The following is a 21,487-nucleotide window of genomic DNA, read 5'->3' on the forward strand; positions in this document are numbered from 1 at the left end:
CTCACACCCACGTCCTGGGGCGGAAGCGGTTGGCCCGCTCCACCAGTTCGATCCTCTCCTCGCCCCGCTGGGCGAGCCGGGCCAGCACCCGGTACGAGCGTTCGAGGCCGAAGCGCAGTCCGCGCTCGTCCAGTTCACTTCCGAGCAGCAGCGCGCCGCCGCCCGGTGCCGCACCGGGACTCCCGGAGAGTACCCAGTCGAGGGCCGTCCCGAGGACCTCCGTCGACAACCGCTCCCGGCGCACCGCGTCCAGACCGAAGCCCTGGAGCGCGGAGACCTGTGCCGCGGCCGCCGTGAGATCGGCGCCGAGCGGCTCGTGCGCCGGGCGCCGTCGCAGCCGCGCCCGCACGGCCGCGACCCGCGCCGCCGTGTAGTGGATCGACGCCTCCGGTACGGACTCCAGGGCCTGTACGGCTCCGCCGCGGTCGCCCGCCGCGAGCCGCACCCGGGCGAGCCCGAAGGCCGCGCTGACGAAACCGGGGTCCGTGGCCCACACCAGGCGGTAGTACTCGGCGGCGTTGTCGAGCTGGCCGAGGACCTCGGCGCAGATCCCGAGGGCCAGCTTCGGCGCCGGCTCGCCCGGGAAGGCGTCGTAGACCGCGTCGAAGGCCAGCGCCGCGTGCTCGCGGTCGCCGGTCACCAGGGAGGCGACGCCCCGGTACCAGACGACCCGCCAGTCGTCCGGGTCCCGCTCCTCCAGGGCGGCGAGGGTCCGCGCGGCGGCGGGCAGGTCGCCCAGCTCCAACTGGGCGCGCAGGGTGCGCAGTCGCAGCTCGGTGGAGGGGGCGGGCGCGCCCTGGAGCGCCCCGAGCAGCTCGCCCGGGGCGGCGGCCGCGAGGCCGGCGAGGAAACCGGCGTTGGGGTCGCCCGGGTCGACGCGCGGCACGGGCAGCGCGAGCGCGGTGGCGGGCGCGTCGAGCGGCGCGAGCAGCCCTCCGGGCCCGGCCGCCCGCGGAACCGCCGTCGCCGGGGGGAGCGCGGCCCGCTTCCGCCCCGTCTTCCGCGCGCCCAGCAGCGACACGTCCTCGGTCTGTTCGGCGAACAGCGTGGTGTCCGTGACCCGCACCTCCGTGCCGAAGAGCGTCGAGAGCGCCGGCCGCGGCCGCCCCGACTGGAGCGCCACGACCTCGCGCAGCACGCCCGTCAGCTGCTCCGCCATCTCCTGCGCGGAGGCGAACCGGCGGGCCGGGTCCGGGTCGGTGGCGCGCACCAGGAAGCGGTAGTACGACTCGTACGTCCGGAAGACCTCGATGTGCTCCGGGTCGGGCAGCGAGTCCACGAAGACGTTGGTGTAGCCCTGGAAGTCGAAGGTCATCACGGCGAGCGTGCGCGCCACCGTGTACAGGTCGCTCGCCACCGACGGGCCGACCTCGGCCACCTCCGGCGCCTGGTAGCCGACCGTGCCGTAGATCGCGGACTCGTCGTCGTCCATCCGCCGGACCGCGCCCATGTCGATGAGCTTCAGCTGGTCCTCGGACTGGATCGCGTTGTCGACCTTGAAGTCGCAGTACAGCAGGTTCCTGCTGTGCAGGTGCCCGAGCGCCTCCAGGGCCTCGATGCCGTACGCGCAGGCCTGCTCCACCGGCAGCGGATCGCGCCGGCCGTCGGGGGTGCGCCGGTCGTTGGCGATCTCCTTGAGCGACTTCCCGCCGACGTACTCCATGACGATGTAGCCGTCCATGGAGCCGGTGCGCGGGTCGAGGTGCTCGACGAAGTTGTAGATGCGGACGATGTTGGAGTGCTCGATCTCGGCGAGGAAGCGGCGCTCGGAGATCGCCGCGGCCATGGCGTCCTGGTCGCCGGTGTCGAGCAGGCCCTTGAGGACCACCCACCGGTCGGAGACGGCCCGGTCGACGGCGAGGTAGATCCAGCCGAGCCCGCCGTGCGCGAGGCAGCCCGCGACCTCGTACTGGCCGTGGACGATGTCGCCGGCGCGCAGCTTCGGCACGAAGGAGTACGGGTGCCCGCACTTGGTGCAGAAGCCCTCCGTGCGGCCCGGCCGGTCGCCCCGCGCGCGGCCCACCGGGGCCCCGCAGTCCGAACGGGAGCAGAAACGCTTCCGCTCGGGGACCTCGGCGTTCTCCATCACCGCCGCCCGCGGGTCGGGGCGCGGCACCTCGGGGATCGTCACCAGGCCCGCTCCCAGCCGGTTCCGGGCGGACTGCCCGGTCGACGAGCCCGAGCTGCGCACCGACACCGAGCGGCCCGTGGAGGCGCTGGAGCCCCCGGAGAGCGAGCGCGAGAGCCGGCCGGAGACCGACCGGCGCGAGGTCGAGGACCGGGACGAGGCGCGCGAGGAGGCCCGCGAACCGCTCCGCGAGGAGCCGGAGTCCGGCCCGCCGACACCGCCCGCCCCCTTGCCGGGCACGGCCATCCCGGTCGGCGTCGACCCGATCAGCCCCCCGGGCGCGACGACCGGGGCGAGCCCGCAGGTGTCGCAGTACAGCTCGCCGCCCCCCATGTCCTCGTACGAACCCTCGCACGAAGGACGCTGACAGCTCCCCACACCCGTCTCCCCGCTCACCACTGTCGTCCTCCCGCGTCTCCCGCGTCCCTCGGCCCGGACAGCACGTCCGCCGCCGCCCGCTGGTAGCGCAGCACCGCCTGCTCCGCGACCCGGAGGTCGCAGGGCGCGCTCCACAGCATCCGGCGCGCCGCGTCGTACCGCTCGACCAGCAGCGGATCCTCCGCCGCGCCGAGCCGCGCCACCTTCGCCTTGTACGCGTCGAGCCGGCCGCGCAGCTCGGCCCGGACCGCCAGCGGCGCCGTGACCGCCGTCAACTGCTCCCGGGCCCGCATCAGTTCGTCCTCCGCCTCGCGCTCCAGGGACTCCAGGAGCGGGGAGAGCCGGTGCCACTGGGCGCGCCGGCGGTACTCGGCGGCGGCCGCGAGCCGCTCCTGGAGCACGATCGGCGGCCCGCTGACGGCCGGCACCTCGGAGGCGGCGATCTTCGCGAGGACCTCGCCGCGCGCCGACCGCGCCTCGGTGAGCGTCCGGTCCGCCCGCGAGAGCACGTCCCGCAGCCGGAGCAGCCGGTCCTCGGAGTCCTGCCGGACCGCGAGGACCGCCTCGATCTCGCGCCGGACGTCCTCCAGGGCCAGGGCGGCCCGGTCGTACCGCTCCGTGTCGGGCCGCCCGCCGCCCGGCGCCGAACTCCCCGCCGCCGGGCGCCAGAACGCCAGCGGATCGGTCACGACCTGGGAGCGCAGCGCGGTCAGCTCGGCCGTGATCGCCTCCAGCTCGTCCCCCGCCGGGTGCTCCCCGGGCCGCACGCCGACCGAGTGGGCCAGCGAACGCGTCCGGCCCAGCTCGGCGGCGAGCAGGTCTATCCGGGCGGGCAGCGCCGACCAGACGGCGTCGGCGGTGACGACCAGGTCGAGCGAGGAGGCGTACAGCTCGTTCATCCGCCGGACCAGCCCCTCCAGGCTGAACCGCTCGGTGAGCAGGGCGCCCTCGGCGGCCCCGCCCGGGACGAGCACGGTGTCGCCGCGCAGCCGGTCGGTCAGCTCCACGAGCTCCTCCCGGCCGGGCCAGCGGCGCCGCGCGCGCACCTCACGGGCGTCCCGCAGGGCGCCGGTGTAGACGTCGAAGCAGGTCCAGAGCAGGGTGATGGTCCGCTCGGCGGCCGCCCACCGGTCCCGGGTCGTGCCGGTCAGCTCGGCCCCTTCGAGGAGCCTGCGGCCCGCGTGGTCCTGGAGCGCGAGGAGCGAGTCCTCGATCGCCTTGTGCTCGGCGCCGAGCCGCGCCAGCGCACGGTCCACCTCGTCCCGGTCCATCACCGGCCCGGGGGGTCCCGTGACGCCCATCGGTCACCTCTTCCGCTTCGTGTACGGGGTTGCTCGTCGGGGAGCGGACAGGGCCGCTACTTGTACAACGGAGCGGGCGGCCCCGATATCCCGGGGAGGTCCTTCTCCAGCCACTCCTTGTACGCCGCCTGCCAGGGGCCCTGCCGGTAGCCCACCAGGACCTGGTTGACCCGGCGCACCAGGTCGTCGTTGCCCAGCTTGGCCGCCACCCCGTAGTACTCCTCGGTGAACGGCCGGCCCTTGAGCTCGACCGCCGGGTCCTGCGCGGCCTGGCCGGCCGCGAGGGCGTTGTCGGTGACGACGGCGTCGACCTCGCCCATCTGGAGCCGGGCCAGGCAGTCCAGCTGGTTGGGGACGGTCAGCAGGTCCTTGTCGTCCTTGGTGCCGTCGGCCTCGTCCTTGAAGACCGCGCCGAAGGAGTTCTCCACCAGGGCGTCGTAGGCCGTGGAACCCTCGGCGGTGCAGACCCGCTTGCCGCGCAGCGAGGAGTCGTAGCCCGTGATGCCCTTGTCGCGCTTGGGCGCCAGGACCTGCTGGCCGGCCTGGAAGTAGGCGGTGGAGAAGGCGACCTGCTCGATCCGCTTGCAGTTGATCGTCATGGTGCGCACGACGAGGTCGACCTTGCCGCTGTTCAGCGCGGCGATCCGCTGGTTGGTCGGGATCGCGCGGAAGATGACCGCCTGCGGGTCGCCGAGGAGGTCCTTGGCGATGGCCCGCGCCAGATCGATGTCGAAGCCCTCCAGGACGCCCTTCTCCGGGTTCCGGTAGCCCCAGCGGTAGCTGGACTGGTCGACGCCGACGATCAGCTTCCCGCGGTCCTTGATCGCCCGGACCGACGGGCCGTCCGCCGACGAGGGCGCGAGGGAGGCCTCGGGGTGCTCGCAGGTGTCCGCCTTGACCTGGACGCCGGTGCCCACGCCGGGGCCGGGCGTCCGGGGCACGGCCGCCGCGCCGCTCCCGTCGTGTGCGAGGGGCAGCAGGGTCAGCGAGGCGGTGAGCCCGCAGGCCAGGGCCATGGAGGCCACCCCGCCCCAGCCCCGCAGCCGCCTGGCGACCCGCCGCACCAGCGGGTCCGTCCCGTTCGGCATCCCGCCCCCTCTCACCGGTACTCCGACAGTCTGCGGTTGATGCCGAGCACGGCGCCCGCCGCACCCAGGATCCCGAGGGCCGCCGCGCCCAGCGGCAGCGCGGTCAGCGCGTCCCTGGCGGCCCCGGCGGAGCGGGTGAACTCGGCCTGCTCGTGCGCGAGGGCCCGCTCCAGGGCCGCGTCGACCTGGTCGAAGGACCGGCCGGTGGAGTCCTCGGCGCCGACGACCCGGACGAGGGCGCCCTCGTAGTCGCCGGCCTCGTCCTTCGCGCGGGCGTCCTTGTGGCGCTCGCGCCAGTCGGCCGCGCGCGCGACGGAGTCGTCCACCGGGCCGCGCCCGGCGTCGTCGTCGGCGAGCTCGCGCGCCGCGGCGAGCGCCGTCGTCAGGGCGCCCATGCTCGCCGTGTAGTCCGCCTCGTACTTGTCGTTCTTGCCGTCCTCGGTGAGGACGGCGCCCCGGGCGACCAGGGTCAGGTTCTCGTTGGCGCGGGCGGTGAGCGAGCTGATCCGGGCCGTGTTGAGGACCTGGAGGGACTCCTGCCCGTGCGCCCGCGCCGTGTTCAGCTCGGTCCGCGTCACGGTGTGCGCGGCGAGGAGCCACAGCAGGACGACCACGGTGGCGGCGGTGGCGGCGAGCAGCCCGTGGTTGAAGACCCGGTTGGTGCGGAGGTAGGTGCGGCGCTGGGCCCAGAGGAGGACGCCGAGGGCGAGCAGACCGAGCGCGAGGGACAGGAACGGCCAGGCGCGGGCCGAGTCGTCGTCCCGGTGCAGCCGTGCCGTCTCCGCCGCGTACAGCCGCTCGGCGGCCGGCAGCAGCGCGCTGGTCATCTGCTGGTTGGCGTACCGCAGATAGGCGCCGCCGAGCGGCAGGCCCTGCCGGTTGGCGGCCCGGGCGCGCTCGACCAGGCCCGTGTAGCGGGGGAGCTGCTCGTTGAGCGTGGCGATCTCGCGGGCCGACGCGGACGAACCGTCCGTGTTCGCCGCGGCCTTGACGAGCAGCCGGGAGGCGGTGGTGATGTCCCGGCTGTAGCGCGCGCGGGACTCCGCGGGCTCCAGGGTGCCCGCCAGGAACCCGCTCGCGGCGGTGGTGTCGGCGTCGGCGAGGGAGCGGTAGATGGCGGCCGCGTCGGCGCTCAGGGGCTGGCTGCGGCTGACGACGTCGTCGGCGGCGGAGGTCCGGTCGGTGACCTCCAGGGCGGTGACGGCCCCGAACGCGACGACGAGCAGCGCCAGTACGGCCCCGAGGATCTGGAGGCGGCCGGGCTCGGTGGTCGCGGCCTCCCGCAGCCGCTCCCGTCCCACGGCCCAGGCGCCGCGTCCCGCGGGCGGGGCGGCGACGGGCGCGGGCGACGGCTGCGCGGGCAGGACGGCGGGGCGCGCGGGCGCCTGAGCCGTGCCCCGCGTCGCCGAGGCGGCGGGCGCGTTCGGCGGGTGTGTCACTTGACCTCCCCCTCGGTCGCTGACGTCGGCCCCTCCGGCCGGCCGGTGAGTCCGGTTCCGGTGGTGGACCACCCGGCCAGCAGTATGGCCTCAGGGGGCCGTCCGCACACCGGGATTGACTGGATCTTGTACCTATCGTGCCCCACGGCTCCCACGCATCCGCGGGCGAACCCCCCACTCCGAACACGTCACCCGGCGCGGATCGGTTCCCCGTCGGCCATCGCTCGAACAGGTGAACATGCGTGCGGGGCGCCCCGTCGCACCCGACGAGACGCCCCGCACCCACCGCGCTCAGCCCTCGTACCGCTCCCGCAGCCGGGCCTTCGCCTCCGGGCCCGCGGCCACCGCGTCCAGGGCGAGCAGACCCGCCCCGAGGACCGGCGGCGCGGTCACGAAGCCGACCACCGCCTTCGGCGCCCGCGCCGCCAGGAGCTCGCGGATCCGCCCCTCCAACTGCGGGTGCCGGGCGGCGAGCACGCTGCCGCCCAGCAGCACCGGGGCCTCCTCGTGGTGCAGCCCGAGCCGGCGCAGCGCGACCGTCGACAGGGCGACGACCTCCTCGGCCTGCCGGTGCACGATCGACAGCGCCGTCGGATCGCCCCCGGCCGCGACCGCGAACAGCACCGGCGTCAGCTCGTGCCGCCGCGCCATCGGGATCTCGCCCAGGTGCAGCGCCTCGATCAGCGCGTACATCGACTCCAGGCCGAAGTGCGCGGGCAGCGCGTCGGCGAGGGCGGTGGGCAGCCCCCGCCCGTCCTCGGCGCGCGCCGCGGACCACAGCGCCTCGTCCGCCAGTCCGCCGCCCCCGCCCCAGTCCCCGGAGATCTTCCCGATCGCGGGGAAGCGCGCGGTCCGCCCGTCCGGCGTCATCCCCACGCAGTTGATCCCGGCCCCGCACACCACGGCCACGCCCCGCGGCTCGTCGACCCCGGCCCGCAGGATGGCGAAGGTGTCGTTGTGCACCCGGACGGAGCGGCCCAGGTGCCGCGCGTACAGGGCCTTTTCGAGATTCAGCTCCTCCACCGGCAGATCGGCGTTGGCGAGACAGGCCGCCACGTGCGCGAACGCCGGAGGGAGCCCGGCGCCGCCGGCCTCCTCCCACGCCCTCCCGACGATCTCCACGAGCCCGTCGACCGCCGTCTCCACCCCCACCACGGGGGGCTGGAACCCGCCGCCGCGCGCCGACCCCAGGACGTTCCCGCCCGGGGCGACCACCGCGACGTCGGTCTTGCTGTTCCCCGCGTCGATCGCGAGGAGCATCCCCTCCAGGTTCACGCCCACGCCAGGTGCTCCCGGTTGTGCGCGATCAGCCGGTCGGCGAGCCCGTCGGCGTACGCGTACTGCCCCACCAGCGGGTGCGCGAGCAGCGCCTTGAACACCCGGTCGCGACCGCCGAGGAGCGCCGCCTCCAGGGCCAGGTCCTCGTAGGCCGTGACGTTCGCGATCAGACCGGCGTACAGCGGGTCCACCGGCGCGACCGGCAGCGGGGTGGCGCCGTGCGCGCCGACCGCCGCCTGCGTCTCGATGACGGCGTCGTCCGGCAGGAACGGCAGCGTGCCGTTGTTGTACGTGTTCACCACCTGGTACGGCGAACCCCCTCCGCCCAGCAGGGAGGCCGCCAGGTCCACGGCCGCCTCCGAGTAGAAGGCACCGCCCCGCTCGGCGAGCAGCGCCGGCTTCTCGTCGAGCGCCGGGTCCCCGTACATCTCCAGGAGCTCCCGCTCCATCGCCGCGACCTCGGCGGCCCGCGAGGGCTTGGTGCCGAGCTCCCGCACCACCTCGTCGTGCGCGTAGAAGTACCGCAGGTAGTACGAGGGGACGACGCCGAGCCGGTCCAGGACCGGGCGCGGCAGGCGCAGGTCCCCGGCGATCGCGTCGCCGTGCCCGGCGAGCAGCCGGGGCAGCACGTCCTCGCCCTCGGGTCCCCCGAGCCGTACGGCCCGCTCCCAGGTCAGGTGGTTGAGCCCGACGTGGTCGAGGTGGACCTCGGACGGCGTCACGCCGAGGAGCTTCGCGAACTTCCGCTGGAAGCCGATGGCCACGTTGCACAGGCCGACGGCCTTGTGCCCGGCCCGGAGCAGCGCGCGCGTGACGATGCCGACGGGGTTGGTGAAGTCGATGATCCAGGCGTCCGGGTTGGCGCGTCGCACCCGCTCGGCGATGTCCAGGACGACCGGGACCGTGCGCAGCGCCTTGGCGAGGCCGCCGGCGCCGGTGGTCTCCTGACCGACGCAGCCGCACTCCAGCGGCCAGGTCTCGTCCTGCTCGCGGGCGGCCTGCCCGCCGACCCGCAGCTGGAGCAGGACGGCGTCGGCGCCCTCGACCCCGGCGTCGAGGTCGCTCGTGGTGACGACCTCGCCGTCGTGGTCCTGCTTGGCGAAGATCCGCCGGGCCAGGCCGCCGACGAGCTCCAGGCGCTCGGCGGCGGGGTCGACGAGGACGAGTTCGGTGAGGGGCAGGGTGTCGCGCAGGCGCGCGAATCCGTCGATCAGTTCGGGGGTGTAGGTGGAACCGCCCCCCACGACAGCGAGCTTCATCTCGTATCAGCCCTTCACTCCGGTCAGTGTGACTCCCTCGACGAACGCCTTCTGCGCGAAGAAGAACACGAGGATCACGGGGGCCATGACCAGGACGGTCGCGGCCATGGTCAGATTCCAGTCGGTGTGGTGCGCGCCCTTGAAGGACTCCAGGCCGTAACTGAGCGTCCACGCGGCCGGGTTCTCGGAGGCGTAGATCTGCGGCCCGAAGTAGTCGTTCCAGCAGTAGAAGAACTGGAAGAGGGCGACGGCGGCGATGCCGGGCTTCGCCATCGGGAGCACCACCCGCACCAGGGTGCGCAGTTCGCCGCAGCCGTCGATCCGGGCGGCCTCGACGTACTCGTTCGGGATGGTCAGCAGGAACTGGCGCAGCAGGAAGACGGCGAAGGCGTCGCCGAACGCCATCGGGACGATCAGCGGCCACAGCGTGCCGGAGAGGTCCATCTGCTTCGCCCAGAAGAGGTACATGGGGATGATCACGACCTGCGGCGGCAGCATCATCATGGCGATGACGAGCAGCAGCGACAGGTGCCGGCCCCGGAAGCGGAACTTCGCGAGCGCGTACGCCACGGGGATCGAGGACGCCACCACGAGGACGGTGCCGAGCCCCGCGTACAGCAGGGAGTTCTTCCACCAGGTCAGGAAGCCCTCCGTCCGGAAGACCCGCACGTAGTTGTCCCAGTGCCAGGAGTCCGGCGTCAGGTCCCGGGTGAGCGCCTGCTCGTCGCTCATCAGGGAGGTCAGGAAGACGAAGACGAACGGGAGGACGAAGAACAGGGCGGCGGCGATGCCGAGCGAGTGCACGGCGATCCAGTGCAGCAGCGACCTGCGGCGGGCCCGCTTCTCGGCGGGGCTCGCCCCGGACCGTACGGGAGAGGGGGCGGGCGAGGGGGCGGTGGCGGTTGCGGTCGTCATGGTTCAGTCACCCGAGCCGATCAGGCCGCCGCGCCGGCGCATCAGCAGCGCGGTGAAGGCCATGGAGAAGGCGAAGAGCACGAGCGCCACCACACAGGCCGCGCCGTAGTTGAACTGGCTGAAGCCGAGGCTGTAGATCAGCTGCGGGAGGGTCAGCGTGGAGTCGTCCGGGTAGCCGGGCTGGAAGGTGGTGCCGGAGCCGCCCATCACCCCCGAGGCGACCTTGGCGGCCACGATCGGCTGGGTGTAGTACTGCATCGCGCCGATGACCCCGGTCACGACCGCGAAGAGCACGATCGGCGAGATGTTCGGCAGCGTGATGTACCGGAACCGCTGCCACGGGGACGCGCCGTCCAGCTCGGCGGCCTCGTACTGCTCCTTCGGCACGTCGAGCAGGGCGGCCATGAAGATGACCATGAGGTCGCCCACGCCCCACACGGCGAGGACCGTGAGGGCCGGCTTGGCCCAGTCCGCGTCGTTGAACCAGGAGGGGGCGGGGATGCCGACCGCCTCCAGGAACGAGTTGACCGGGCCGGTGCCGGGGTTGAGCAGGAAGACGAAGGCGAGCGTGGCGGCCACCGGCGGTGCCAGGTACGGCAGGTAGAAGAGGGTGCGGTAGATCCCGGCACCCTGCTTGATCTTGGTGATCAGCATGCCGACGCCGAGGCCGAAGACGACCCGGCAGGTCACCATGACGACCGCCAGCCAGAGGGTGTTCTGCATCGCCGGCCAGAACTTCGGCAGGTCGGAGAAGACGTACGTCCAGTTCTCCAGGCCGCGCCAGGTCGGCGGGTTGAGGCCGTCGTAGCGCATGAACGAGAAGTACACCGTGGAGACCAGCGGATAGGCGAAGAAGAAGCCGAACCCGATCAGCCAGGGCGACATGAACAGTGCGGTGCGCAGCGCGTTGCGCCGTCGCTTCGCGCGGAGCGTGTACGTGGTCATGGCGGGTTACTTCGCGGCGGCGATGTCGCGGTCGATCTGGGCGGCGGCGTCGGCGAGGCCCTTCTTGAGGTCCGTGATCTTTCCGCTCTCGTACTTGTGGGCGAGGCTGGAGAGGGTCTCCTGGTAGGCGGGGCCGTTCACGGCGCCGTCCGGGGTGGTGGACTCCGGGTGGCGGGCGATGTCCAGGAAGACCTTGAAGCGGTCGTCGAACTTCAGGTTCGGGGACTTCAGCGCCTCGAAGGTGGAGGGCACGTTCCCGATGGCGTTCGCGAAGCCCACCACGGCGTCGGTGTCCGTGGTCATGTACTTGACCAGCTCCCAGGCCGCGTTCTGCTTCTTGCTCTGCGGCGCGATGCCCATGATCGTGCCGGAGAGGTAGCCCTTGCCGTACTCGGCGATCTCGTCGTCCGCGACGGGCAGCGGCGCGACGCCGACGTCGAACTTCACCTTGGCGTCCTTGATGAAGTTCAGCCGCCACTCGCCGTCCAGCTGCATGGCGACCTGTCCGGTCTGGAAGGGGTGCTTGGCGCCCCACTCGTCACCGAAGGTGGTGCGGTACCTGTCGAGCTTCTCGAAGCCGCCGAGGGAGTCCACCAGCGACTTCTGGTACGTCATCATCTCGGCGAAGGCCGGGTCCTTGGCGACGTTCGACCTGCCGTCCCCGTCGAAGTACGCGTGGTCCCACTGCGACATGTAGTGCTCGACGACGGTCTCGTAGCCGAGGTAGTTCGGCATGAAGCCGAGCTGCTCGTAGGAGTCGCCCTTGGACTTGGTGAGCGCCTTGGCGACCTCGGCGAACTGGGACCAGGTCTTCGGCGGGGCCTCGGGGTCGAGACCGGCCTTCCTGAAGGCGTCCTTGTTGTAGTAGAGGCCGTACGCGTCGGAGAGCAGCGGCATCGAGCACCGCCTGCCCTCGAACTGGGTGTACTCCTGGAGGACCTTCGGGAAGGTCTTGTCCAGGTCCAGCTTCGACTTCGCTATGAAGGGCCCCAGGTCGGCGAGCGCGCCCGAGGAGCAGAACTTGCCGACGTTGGAGGTGGTGAACGAGGACACGACGTCCGGTCCGTTCGAGCCGCCCGCGCGCAGCGCCTGGCCGAGCTTCTCGTCGTTGATGTTGCCGACGAGCTTCACCTTGATGTTCGGGTGGGCCTTCTCGAAGCGGGCGACGTTCTCCTCGATCGCCTTGACCTCGGCGGGCGCCGACCAGCCGTGCCAGAACGTGATCGTCGTCTGCGCGTTCGGGTCGTCGGTGGCCGCGTTGTTCGCGGAGCCGGTACAGGCGGAGGCGAAGAGGGCGATCGAGGCGGTGGCGGCGAGCGCGGCGGCGGCTCTGCGCGGACGTACGGGCATGGCGGGTCTCCCTGAGGGACGGGTTCCGGGCTGGACGGAGGGACGGGGACGGGCGGCGCGGAGGGGCGGGGACGGTCAGCGCGAGGTGTCGAAGACCTCGTCGCGCGTGGTGGCGAGGGCGCTTTCGAGGGCGCCGCGCAGCACGGGGCTCCGGCGCACGGCGGAGAGGACGAGCCGGGGCCGGGAAGGGGCGAGGTCGGCGAGTTCGGACTGCACGCGCGCGCGGAGGGGTTCGCCGCCGGAGACGAGGGCGGCCCCGGAGAGCACGATCAGTTCGGGGTCGAGGACGGCGACGAGGGAGGCGAGTCCGGTGGCGAGGCGCTCGGCGTAGCGGTCGAGCAGCTCCGCGTACCGCGGGTCGTCCCCGTGGGTGTCGGCGGCCCGGGACAGCAGCCCGGTCACCACCGGCACGAAGGGGTGGTCGGGCGTCTCGATCCCGGCGGCGCGGGCGATCCGGGGCACGGCCTGGATGCCCGCGAGCTCCTGGAAGCCGCCGGAGTTGGCCTTGGTGACCTGCCGGACGAGCGGGGTGCCGGGCACGGGCATGAAGCCGAGCTCGCCGGCGCCCCCGGTGAAGCCCCGGTGCAGCCGCCCGCCGAGGACGAGGGCGGCGCCGAGCCCGCCCTCGTTCCACAGCAGGGCGAAGTCGGCGTGGCCCCGGGCGGCGCCGAGGCGCTGCTCGGCGACGGCGACGAGGTTGACGTCGTTCTCGTACTCGAACGGCATGGGGAGGGCGGCGGCCAGCTCCTCCAGGAGGGTGGGGGAGTGCCAGCCGGGCAGGTGGGAGGCGTAGCGCAGGCGCCCGGTGGCCGGGTCGAAGGCACCGGGGGTGCCGATGACCAGGCGCCGCACGTCCTCGCGGGCGATGCCCGCCGCCCCGACGGCGCCGGCGAGGGCGTCGGTGACCTGGCGGACCACTCCGGAGGCGGAGCGGCCTGGGGTGCGGAGCTCGTACTCGCCGACGATCTCACCCGTGACGTCGGCGACGGCGGCGTGGATGCGGTGCTGGTCGACGTCGAGTCCGGCGGCGTACGCGGCCCGCGCGTTGACCGCGTAGAGCTGGGCGTTCGGCCCGGGCCGGCCCTCGGTGGTGCCGGTGGCGACGACGAGACCGGCCGCTTCGAGGCGGGCGAGCAGCTGGGAGGCGGTCGGCTTGGACAGTCCGGTGAGCTTGCCGATCCGGGTCCGCGAGAGGGGGCCGTGCTCCAGCAGCAGGTCCAGGGCGGCGCGGTCGTTCATGGCCCGCAGGACGCGCGGGGTGCCGGGGGTTCCCGGGATGGTACCGGCCATGAACTCGCACCTGCCCTCATCGGTGACACACACTGTTAGGAAAGTTTCCTGTTTTGTTGGGAGGAAGGTAAGGCGGCCGTCACGGAGGCGTCAATACCCGGGGACGCGACACGCCCCCGAAGGCGGCCGAAGCGTCGCCTGCGGGGGCGCGGGCCCCTGAAGGGGCCGGAGGGGCGGGACGGACTACTTGGAGAGGTCCTTCGGCAGCGGGGTCGCCGCCGTCGACTGCGGCGAGGTCGTCGAGGCGAACACCGACGGGGCCGCCATGCCGGCCGTCGGGTCGGCGGGCTTCTCCTCGGCCTGCGGCGGAATCCCGCCCACGATCCGGATGCCGGCCTCGTCCAGGCCCCGCTTGATGCGCCAGCGCAGCTCGCGCTCCACGCCCAGCTTCTTGCCCGGCATCGTCTTCACCGACACCCGGACCGTCATCGAGTCGAGCAGCACCTCGCTCAGACCGAGCACCTCCACCGGGCCCCACAGGCGCTCGTTCCAGGGCTCCTCCTTCGCCATGGCGTCGCCCGCCTCGGCGATCACGGCCCGCACCTTCTCCAGGTCCTCCGTCGGCCGGACGGTGACGTCCACACCGGCCGTCGCCCAGCCCTGGCTGAGGTTCCCTATCCGCTTGATCTCGCCGTTGCGCACGTACCAGATCTCGCCGTCCACCCCGCGCAGCTTGGTCACCCGCAGGCCCACCTCGACGACCTCGCCGGAGGCCACGCCCGCGTCGACCGAGTCCCCGACGCCGTACTGGTCCTCCAGGATCATGAAGACGCCGGACAGGAAGTCCGTCACCAGGTTCCGCGCGCCGAAACCGATCGCCACACCGGCCACACCCGCCGAGGCGAGCAGCGGCGCCAGGTCGATCTTGAAGGCGCCGAGGATCATCAGCGCGGCCGTGCCCAGGATCAGGAAGGACGCCACCGAGCGGAGCACCGACCCGATCGCCTCCGAGCGCTGCCGCCGCCGCTCGGTGTTGACCAGGAGACCGCCGAGCGTCGTCCCCTCCACCGCCTGCGCCGAGCGGTTCATCCGCTCGATCAGCTTCGTCAGGGCCCGCCGGACGGCCATCCGGAGCAGCAGCGCGACGACCAGGATCAGCAGGATGCGCAGCCCGGTGTTCAGCCAGGTGGACCAGTTCTCCTCCACCCAGCTGGCCGCGTTCGTGGCCCGCTCCGCGGCCTCGTCCAGGGTCACCGGCATCGGTTCGGGTTCGGTGGCAGCCGCCAGGGCGGACCAGGACACGGGACAACCTCCAGGCATCGCGTACGCAGGCCATCCACAGTAACGGGGCGTCGGAGGTGGTCCCGTAGCCCTGTTCGAGGGAGAGACCGACCTCACCTGGGCACATAGCAGGGAGAGATGCCGATGTGGTCGAGAACACCCCGGGGCCGCCACCCCGATTCCGATACGTGGTGGCGCCGCGACCAGGCATGAGGAGAGACTGAGAGCAGTTCGTCCCGGCGCGAGCCACGCGCCGCCGGCGTCATAGGAGGCATCCGTGCCGCACGTCCTGGTCCTCAACGCGTCGTACGAGCCGCTCGGCGTCGTACCGCTCCGCCGCGCACTCGTCCTCGTACTGGAGAACAAGGCTCTCTGTCTCGAGGAGTCCGGCGCCTTCCTGCACAGCGAGTCCCAAGTCCTCCCCGCCCCCAGTGTGGTGCGACTGAAGCGCTTCGTGCGGGTCCCCTACCGGGGGCCCGTTCCCTTGACCCGCCGGGCGCTCTTCGCGCGCGACGGCGGGCGCTGCGCGTACTGCGGGGCCGTCGCCACCAGCGTCGACCACGTCATCCCGCGCAGCCGAGGGGGCACGCACGCCTGGGAGAACGTGGTGGCGGCCTGCCGCCGCTGCAACCACGTCAAGGCCGACCGGCACCTGCGCGAGCTGGGCTGGCGGCTGCGGCACCAACCCGCCCCGCCGACCGGCCTGGCCTGGCGGATCATCGGGACCGGCCACCGGGACCCCCGCTGGCTGCCGTACCTGGAACCGTACGGCGCCGTGGACGTGATGGCCCGGATCGACTCCGTCGCAGACACCCCCGCGAGGGCGCTGACGACGGGTTGAACCGGGCCTTTCGCGTACGCGGGGGCTTTGCCGGTACGGAACGGAGCGGCGCGCGCCTCAGGGTGCGGGCCGCTCCTCCGGCGTGTCCTCGGACGGCGTCTCCGGCGTCTTCGGTGCCTCCGGCGCCGTGGGCGCCTTCGGCTCCTGCCGCGGGGCCACCGCGTACGTCTCCACCGACCAGAGCGAGTAGCCGAAACGGGTCGCCCGCGTCTCCCCCTGGACCCGCAGGAAACGGGTGTCCGCCGCGTCCATCCGGACCGACTCCCGGCCGCCCCTGCCGTCCGCGACGGTCGCCGCCGTCCGCCAGATCCGCCCGTCGGCGGAGACCTGGACCCGGTAGCGGGAGGCGTACGCGTCCTGCCAGTGCAGCACCACCTGCCCTATCCGGGCCGGCTCGGGCAGCTCCAGCTGCCACCAGGCGCCGTCCTCCGCCGGCGAGGACCAGCGGGTCGCCGGGTCGCCGTCCACCGCCGAGGAGGCCGGGAAGTCCGGGGTCTCGTCGCCCGAGGAGGAGGCCGTCGCCCCCCGCGCCAGGTCCGGGCCCGCCGTCCGGGGGAAGGCCCGCACCGTCAGGACCCGTTCCTCGCCCGCGAAGGACACCGGCACCCGGTACGAACCGGCCGGCACGCCCGCCGCCACCGACACCTCCAGCGGCACGCCGGTCCGCGCGCCGCGCTCCACGACGGCCTGCGCCGGCAGCCGCACCACGATCCCCTTCGGGGCCTTCGCCGTCAGCGCCCCGCGCACCTCGCCCGCGCGTCGGCCCGTCAACTCCACGTCCACCCGCTGCGCCGGACCGCCGATCTCCGCGTCCGTCTCGGTCCTGGCGAGTTCGAGACCGGCCCGCGGCCCGTCCGCGAACCACGGCACCAGCGAGCGCACCCCCGGCCCCGGCCCGTCACCGCTCCACACGACCCGCAGCGCGTCCGCCGTCAGCCCCTTCAGCTCGGTCTGCGTCCACCCGGACGCCGACAGCGGGCCGAGCGGCCGCCAGCCCTCGCCCGGGACGTACGCCTCCACGCGCGCGTCCCCCCGCCCGCCGGCCCCGCCCGGCTCGGCCATGACCGTCAGGGCCTCCACGGGCCGCGCCCGGTCGAGCCGCACGGTGTACGAGCCGGGGGCGCGGTCGGCCCGGGCCGCCGGGGCCCGGTCGGCGCCGGTCCAGGCGGCGGACTCCGCCACCGCGCGCGTGAGGAACGGATCGAGGACCCCCGAACCGACCGTCACCCGGCTCGCCTTCAGCTCCTTCCGCCGCCCTTCCAGCTCCAGCTGTGCCCGCCAGGCCGCCGCGCCGTCGCCGCGCGCCTGGGCGAGGAGCATGTCGACCGCCGCCTCGCCCGCCCGGCCGTACCGGGAGAGCTGCTCCAGCCAAGGGCCCGTCTCGTCGTCGAGGGCGCCGCCGGCCGTGGCCGTGAGCCCTTCGGGGGCGCGGCGCATCACCGTGAACGCGGCCCGCAGCTCGCGCGCCGCCTTCTCCCGCGCGGCCGTGCCGGTGCTCGTGCGGGACGCCCAGAACGCCGCCAGGAGCGGCTTCAGATAGGCCGACTCGCCCGACGGGTCGAGGATCGACGAGGAGCCGTTCCCGGCGAGCGCGCGCAGCGCCTCGCGGGCGGCGGGGTCCGGTCCCGCGAGGTCGTCCACCGCGGCCCGCCAGGACTCCCGGGGCCGGTAGCCCCTCGGGTTCCAGGCGTAGTCGGCGGTGGTGAAGAGCGGGACGCGGGAGGCCGCGGCCTGCTCCATGGCGTGCGCGAGGAAGGCGGCGGACCCGGCGGCCACGGCGGGCTCGCGGCCCGTGGCGGGACCGAGGAAGAGCCGGTCCTGGGCGTAGTCGTTGACCGGGTAGTTGTCCATGGTGACCAGCGGGTGCTCGCCCAGCGCCTCGCGCGCCCCCGCCAGTTCCCGGCCGGTGATCGTGCGCGGGACGACGCCGACGCCCGTCCACGCCACCCGCACGTCCGCGTCGAGCGCCTCGGCGAGCCTCGTCCGGTACGCGCTCGCGCCGTCCTGGTAGTACTCCGTCGGCATCACGGTGAGCGGCTCGGCGTCCGGGTGCCGCTCGGCGAGCCGCCGGGCGACGGCGTTCGCCACGCGCGCGTGGGCGGTGGCCGCGGCCTCGGGGCCGCGCCCGAAGGCGTCGGCGTCCCGGTCGCAGTGCCACTCGTCGTAGGAGGCGTCCTGGAACTGGAGCTGGAAGGAGCGCACTCCGAGCTCCCACATCGCCTCCAGCTTCCGCGTCAGCGCCGTCACGTCGCCGTCCGAGGCCAGGCACATGGACTGGGCGGGCGCCACGGCCCAGCCGAGCGTCACGTGGTTCGCGCGGGCCCGCTCGGCGAGCGCGCGGAACTCGCCCTGCTGCGCGGCCGGGTAGGGCTCGCGCCACTGCGCCTGGCGGTACGGGTCGTCCCCGGGCGCGTACAGATAGCGGTTCTGTTTGGTGCGGCCCAGGAAGTCCAGCTGGGCGAGCCGCTGTTCCAGGGTCCAGGGACGGCCGTAGAAGCCTTCGGTGATGCCGCGCTCGGCCGTGCCGGGCCAGTCGCGGACGACGACGCCGGGGACCTCCCGGCCGGTGCCGAGGAGCTGACGCAGCGTCTGCACGGCGTGGAACAGGCCGTCCTCGCCGACGCCGTCCAGGACGACGGTGTCCCGCCCCTGGAAGCGGCCCGTCGCGAGCCGGTAGCCACCGCGCGGGAGATCGAGCCGCTCGGGGACGCGCAGGGCGGTCAGGGCCTCCTCGGCGCCCTCGCCGGAGGGGCCCGCGGCCCGCAGGACCGGGCCCCGGCCCGGCAGGCCGGTGTGGACGGTCCGCACCCCGGCGGCCCGCAGCAGTTCGCGCAGGGCGGCGAGGGCGTACGGATCGGCGTCGGCGTCCGCCAGCAGCGTCACCTCGTCCCCGAGGCGTACGGAGGACCCGGTGGCGGTCAGGGACTGCGGCCGGGGCCAGACGGCGGGCGGGGCCGACCCGGTGGCTGCGGCCGGGGGCGGGGCGGGAGCGGTGGGAGTCGGGGGAGCGGCGGGGGAGCCCGGGGCCGCCGGTGCCGTCGGGAGCACCGGCGCCGTCGGGGTCGCGGGGGCCGTCGGGGTCGCCTGCGCCGAGCCCGGCACCGCGCCGCCGAGGAGGCCGCCGATGACGGCGGCGGCGACGGCCGTCGCGGTGCGCTTCCTGCGCCCGAGGTGCACGGACGGTCTCCCTTCGGCCGGGTCCGGCAGCTTCGCCGGTTGGTCACGAGTGGGTCACGAGCCCACCACCCGTCGCACAGGGGTGTCAATGCGCGTGGCCGATGTGTCGGCTTTGCCCGGCGAGCCGTCGGCGAGGTGACGTCATTTCGCCACGATCCGCCGGTAAAACGAGGTGCGCTGGGTAGGGCTCTGTCATTGCCCAGGTCAAACCTGTCGAGACGAACCGGGAGACCCCCGTGACCACGACCGCCCGCGATCTCGGACGCATACGCGTTCCCCAGCAGTCGGCGCAGACCGGTGAACCGCTGACCAGCGAGCCGCCCCTGCCCGACGCCTCCCCCCTCACCAGCGAGCCGCCGCTGGCCGTGGCGGCACCCCTGACCAGCGAACCCACCGCCCCCGGCAGCGCGGGCGGCCCGGAGTCCCCCGGAGTGTGAAGTGACCCTGGCCCGTCTCGCCGCCCGTCACGGCGTCGCCACCGTCCACAGCCCGTCAGAAGGCGTCACCGTGCCCGTGCCGGACGCCACCGTGGTGGCCGTCCTCGCCGCCCTGGGCGTCGACGCGGCCACCCCCGAGGCGGTCGCCGCCGCCCTGGACGCGGCGGAGCGGGCCGACCGCGAGCGCCTGTTGCCGCCCACCCTGGTGCGCCACCGCGGCGACGGCCCGGCCCGCCCGCCGGAGGGCCTGCCGACCGGCACCCGCCTGCGCGTCACCACCGAGGACGGAGCCGTCGTCACCGGCCGGGACTGGTCCGGGCTGCCGCTGGGCGTCCACACGGTGGAGGCGCAGGCCCCCGACGGACGCGCGGCCACCGGCACCCTGATCGTGAGCCCCGCGCGCGTGCCCGGCCCCGGACGCCGCGCCTACGGACTGCTCGTCCAGCTGTACTCGCTGCTCTCCACCCGCTCCTGGGGCATGGGCGACCTCGGCGACCTGCGGGAGCTCGCCACCTGGGCGGGCCGCGCGCACGGCGCGGGGTTCGTCCAGGTCAACCCGCTCCACGCGGGCGTGCCCGGGGCGCCGAGCGACCCCTCCCCGTACCGGCCGTCCTCGCGGCGCTTCCCGGACCCCGTCCATCTGCGGATCGAGGAGATCCCCGAGTACGCCCTCGTGGGGCCCGAGCGCCGCGAGGAGCTCGACCGGATCCTCGCCGAGGCGGCCGAACTGCGCGGCCAGGTCCTCGACAAGGGCGCCCTGATCGACCGGGACGCCGTCTGGGAGGTCAAGCGGCGGGCCCTGGAGCTGGTGCTCGGCACCGTGGAGCCCGGTCCCGGCCGCCGCGCCGACTTCCACGACTTCCTCGCCGAGCGCGGCCGGGCCCTGGAGGACCACGCCACCTACCAGGCCCTCGCCGAGCGGCACGGCCCCCGCTGGCGGACCTGGCCCGAGGAGCTGCGCGCGCCGCGCACCGCGGAGGCCGCCGTGCGCGCCGACCCCGAGCTGGCCGCCCGGGTCGACTTCCACTGCCGGCTGGCCTGGCTGACGGACCGGCAGCTCGCCGACGCCGCCGCGGCCGCCCGCGAGGCCGGCATGGAGATCGGGATCGTCCACGACCTGGCGGTCGGCGTCCACCCCGAGGGCTCGGACGCCTGGGCCCAGCAGGAGGCCTTCGCGGCCGGCATGTCGGTCGGAGCCCCGCCCGACGCCTTCAACTCCCGGGGCCAGGACTGGGGCCTGCCGCCCTGGCGGCCCGACGCCCTCGCCGCCGCCGGCTACGCCCCGTACCGGGGGCTCCTCCGTGAGCTCCTCCGCCACGCGGGCGCGCTGCGCATCGACCACGTGATGGGCCTGTTCCGGCTGTGGTGGGTGCCCGAGGACCGCGAGCCCACCGAGGGCACGTACGTCCGGTACGACGCCGAGGCGATGCTCGCGGTCCTCGTCCTGGAGGCGCACCGCGCCGGCGCCCTCGTCATCGGCGAGGACCTCGGCACGGTCGAGCCCGGAGTGCGGGAGGAGCTGGCGCGGCGCGGGGTGTTCGGGACCTCCGTGCTCTGGTTCGAGCGGGACTGGGAGGGCACCGGCCGGCCGCTGCCCGCGGGGGAGTGGCGCGCGGAGTGCGTCGCCACCGCCACCACCCACGACCTGCCCTCCACCGCCGCCCGGCTCTCCGGCGAGCACATCGGCCTGCGGCACCGGCTCGGGCTGCTCGCCGGCGACCTGGAGCGCGAGCGGGCGGCGGACGCGGCGGAGACCGCCGAGTGGCTGGACGTCTTCGAGCGGAAGGGGCTGCTGCCGGAGGGCCCGGGGGACGAGGAGGCCGAGATCAGGGCCGTCCACCGGTTCCTGCTCGCCACCCCGGCCCGGATGGTCGGCGTCTGGCTGCCGGACGCGGTGGGGGACCGCAGGCCGCAGAACCTGCCGGGCACCTGGGACCAGTACCCCAACTGGCGGCTGCCGCTCGCGGGTCCGGACGGCCAGCCGCTCACCCTGGAGCAGCTCGCCGCCTCGCCCCGGGCCCACGGCCTGCTGCGCGAGCTCCGGACCGGGACGGAGGCCCCGGACGCCGGCGCGGCGCCGCCGGGGGGCCGCGGGGTGCCTTCGGACGCCCGTACGGCACCCCCGGACGCGCGGCGCGTTTAGGTGTTCGCTACGTTTGCACCGTGGACAAGAAGAACGCTCTGCGCGCCGGCTCGCTCGCGGCCGGTACGACGCTGATGATGCTGCTCATGTCGTCCCCCGCGCTCGCGAACACCCGCGACGACGGCGACGACCCGGCCCCCAAGCTGAGTGTCGTCGAGACCCTCGGCCTGTACGTGGCGGCGCCGCTCGTGCTGTTCCTGGTGATCGCCGGCCTGGTGATGGTGCTCGACAAGTCCAAGAAGAAGGCGTAACCGCCTCAGAGGTCTCGGCCGAGGGCGCCGCGCGGTACGAGGTACC

16 protein-coding genes are annotated in these 21,487 nt (G+C 74.2%); 4 read left to right on the forward strand and 12 right to left on the reverse strand.

Features of this window, described 5'->3' with window-relative positions; genetic code table 11:
- Position 1: 1 nt before the first annotated feature.
- The 11 genes from ACFYUZ_RS00370 to ACFYUZ_RS00420 form a co-directional block, all read right to left on the reverse strand.
- Positions 2–2,461, reverse strand: a complete 2,460-nt coding sequence (locus ACFYUZ_RS00370; RefSeq protein ID WP_389304954.1) for a tetratricopeptide repeat protein — start codon at positions 2,459–2,461, stop codon at positions 2–4.
- Between the two features lie 59 nt (positions 2,462–2,520).
- Positions 2,521–3,807: a hypothetical protein gene (locus ACFYUZ_RS00375; protein WP_389304955.1), complete on the reverse strand. Its 1,287-nt coding sequence runs from the start codon at positions 3,805–3,807 to the stop codon at positions 2,521–2,523.
- 56 nt (positions 3,808–3,863) lie between these two features.
- Positions 3,864–4,895, reverse strand: a complete 1,032-nt coding sequence (locus ACFYUZ_RS00380) for a glutamate ABC transporter substrate-binding protein (protein WP_389304956.1) — start codon at positions 4,893–4,895, stop codon at positions 3,864–3,866.
- Positions 4,896–4,906: 11 nt separating this feature from the next.
- Positions 4,907–6,334 carry a hypothetical protein gene (locus ACFYUZ_RS00385; protein WP_389304958.1) on the reverse strand — a complete coding sequence of 476 codons (1,428 nt, stop codon included), beginning with the start codon at positions 6,332–6,334 and terminating at the stop codon, positions 4,907–4,909.
- Positions 6,335–6,625: 291 nt separating this feature from the next.
- Complete coding sequence (locus tag ACFYUZ_RS00390) at positions 6,626–7,615, reverse strand: N-acetylglucosamine kinase (RefSeq protein WP_389304959.1); 990 nt, start codon at positions 7,613–7,615, stop codon at positions 6,626–6,628.
- Entirely contained in the window at positions 7,606–8,871 is a 1,266-nt protein-coding gene (locus ACFYUZ_RS00395; RefSeq protein ID WP_389304961.1) for a 6-phospho-beta-glucosidase, read from the reverse strand. The genes ACFYUZ_RS00390 and ACFYUZ_RS00395 overlap by 10 nt, the downstream gene beginning before the upstream one ends.
- Before the next feature lie 6 nt (positions 8,872–8,877).
- The gene (locus tag ACFYUZ_RS00400; RefSeq protein ID WP_389304962.1) at positions 8,878–9,786 is read right to left on the reverse strand and encodes a carbohydrate ABC transporter permease; all 909 of its coding nucleotides are present in this window, start codon (positions 9,784–9,786) and stop codon (positions 8,878–8,880) included.
- A 3-nt stretch (positions 9,787–9,789) separates the two neighbouring features.
- The gene (locus tag ACFYUZ_RS00405) at positions 9,790–10,731 is read right to left on the reverse strand and encodes a carbohydrate ABC transporter permease (RefSeq protein WP_389304964.1); all 942 of its coding nucleotides are present in this window, start codon (positions 10,729–10,731) and stop codon (positions 9,790–9,792) included.
- 6 nt (positions 10,732–10,737) lie between these two features.
- On the reverse strand, positions 10,738–12,081 hold the full coding sequence (locus ACFYUZ_RS00410) for an ABC transporter substrate-binding protein (RefSeq protein WP_389304966.1): 1,344 nt from the start codon (positions 12,079–12,081) through the stop codon (positions 10,738–10,740).
- Between the two features lie 75 nt (positions 12,082–12,156).
- Entirely contained in the window at positions 12,157–13,371 is a 1,215-nt protein-coding gene (locus ACFYUZ_RS00415) for an ROK family protein (RefSeq protein WP_389304968.1), read from the reverse strand.
- Positions 13,372–13,554: 183 nt separating this feature from the next.
- Positions 13,555–14,613: a mechanosensitive ion channel family protein gene (locus ACFYUZ_RS00420; RefSeq protein ID WP_389304970.1), complete on the reverse strand. Its 1,059-nt coding sequence runs from the start codon at positions 14,611–14,613 to the stop codon at positions 13,555–13,557.
- Positions 14,614–14,869: 256 nt separating this feature from the next.
- Here ACFYUZ_RS00420 and ACFYUZ_RS00425 point away from each other — a divergent pair, with 256 nt between their 5' ends.
- On the forward strand, positions 14,870–15,433 hold the full coding sequence (locus ACFYUZ_RS00425) for an HNH endonuclease (RefSeq protein ID WP_389304971.1): 564 nt from the start codon (positions 14,870–14,872) through the stop codon (positions 15,431–15,433).
- A gap of 57 nt (positions 15,434–15,490) precedes the next feature.
- Here ACFYUZ_RS00425 and ACFYUZ_RS00430 read toward each other — a convergent pair whose 3' ends face one another.
- Entirely contained in the window at positions 15,491–18,610 is a 3,120-nt protein-coding gene (locus tag ACFYUZ_RS00430) for a beta-N-acetylglucosaminidase domain-containing protein (protein WP_389304973.1), read from the reverse strand.
- Positions 18,611–18,846: 236 nt separating this feature from the next.
- On the opposite strand from ACFYUZ_RS00430, the gene ACFYUZ_RS00435 reads away from it, so the two are divergent.
- Genes ACFYUZ_RS00435 through ACFYUZ_RS00445 form a run of 3 tightly spaced genes read left to right on the forward strand, consistent with a single transcriptional unit; the run spans position 18,847 to position 21,441 of the window.
- Positions 18,847–19,047: a hypothetical protein gene (locus ACFYUZ_RS00435; protein WP_389304975.1), complete on the forward strand. Its 201-nt coding sequence runs from the start codon at positions 18,847–18,849 to the stop codon at positions 19,045–19,047.
- 1 nt (position 19,048) lies between these two features.
- Complete coding sequence (gene malQ / locus ACFYUZ_RS00440; RefSeq protein ID WP_389304976.1) at positions 19,049–21,190, forward strand: 4-alpha-glucanotransferase; 2,142 nt, start codon at positions 19,049–19,051, stop codon at positions 21,188–21,190.
- Between the two features lie 20 nt (positions 21,191–21,210).
- The gene (locus ACFYUZ_RS00445) at positions 21,211–21,441 is read left to right on the forward strand and encodes a hypothetical protein (protein ID WP_093876079.1); all 231 of its coding nucleotides are present in this window, start codon (positions 21,211–21,213) and stop codon (positions 21,439–21,441) included.
- The last annotated feature ends 46 nt before the right edge of the window (positions 21,442–21,487 follow it).

Origin of the sequence: Streptomyces sp. NPDC004266 (assembly GCF_042874095.1) — a bacterium.
Lineage (GTDB): Bacteria > Actinomycetota > Actinomycetes > Streptomycetales > Streptomycetaceae > Streptomyces.

Coding starts and splice junctions, on each gene's coding strand:
- ACFYUZ_RS00370 (WP_389304954.1), bottom strand. CDS start 2,461: ATGGGGGGCGGCGAGCTGTACTGCGACACCTGCGGGCTCGCCCCGGTC.
- ACFYUZ_RS00410 (WP_389304966.1), bottom strand. CDS start 12,081: ATGCCCGTACGTCCGCGCAGAGCCGCCGCCGCGCTCGCCGCCACCGCC.
- ACFYUZ_RS00395 (WP_389304961.1), bottom strand. CDS start 8,871: ATGAAGCTCGCTGTCGTGGGGGGCGGTTCCACCTACACCCCCGAACTG.
- ACFYUZ_RS00375 (WP_389304955.1), bottom strand. CDS start 3,807: ATGGGCGTCACGGGACCCCCCGGGCCGGTGATGGACCGGGACGAGGTG.
- ACFYUZ_RS00400 (WP_389304962.1), bottom strand. CDS start 9,786: ATGACGACCGCAACCGCCACCGCCCCCTCGCCCGCCCCCTCTCCCGTA.
- ACFYUZ_RS00405 (WP_389304964.1), bottom strand. CDS start 10,731: ATGACCACGTACACGCTCCGCGCGAAGCGACGGCGCAACGCGCTGCGC.
- ACFYUZ_RS00380 (WP_389304956.1), bottom strand. CDS start 4,895: ATGCCGAACGGGACGGACCCGCTGGTGCGGCGGGTCGCCAGGCGGCTG.
- ACFYUZ_RS00415 (WP_389304968.1), bottom strand. CDS start 13,371: ATGGCCGGTACCATCCCGGGAACCCCCGGCACCCCGCGCGTCCTGCGG.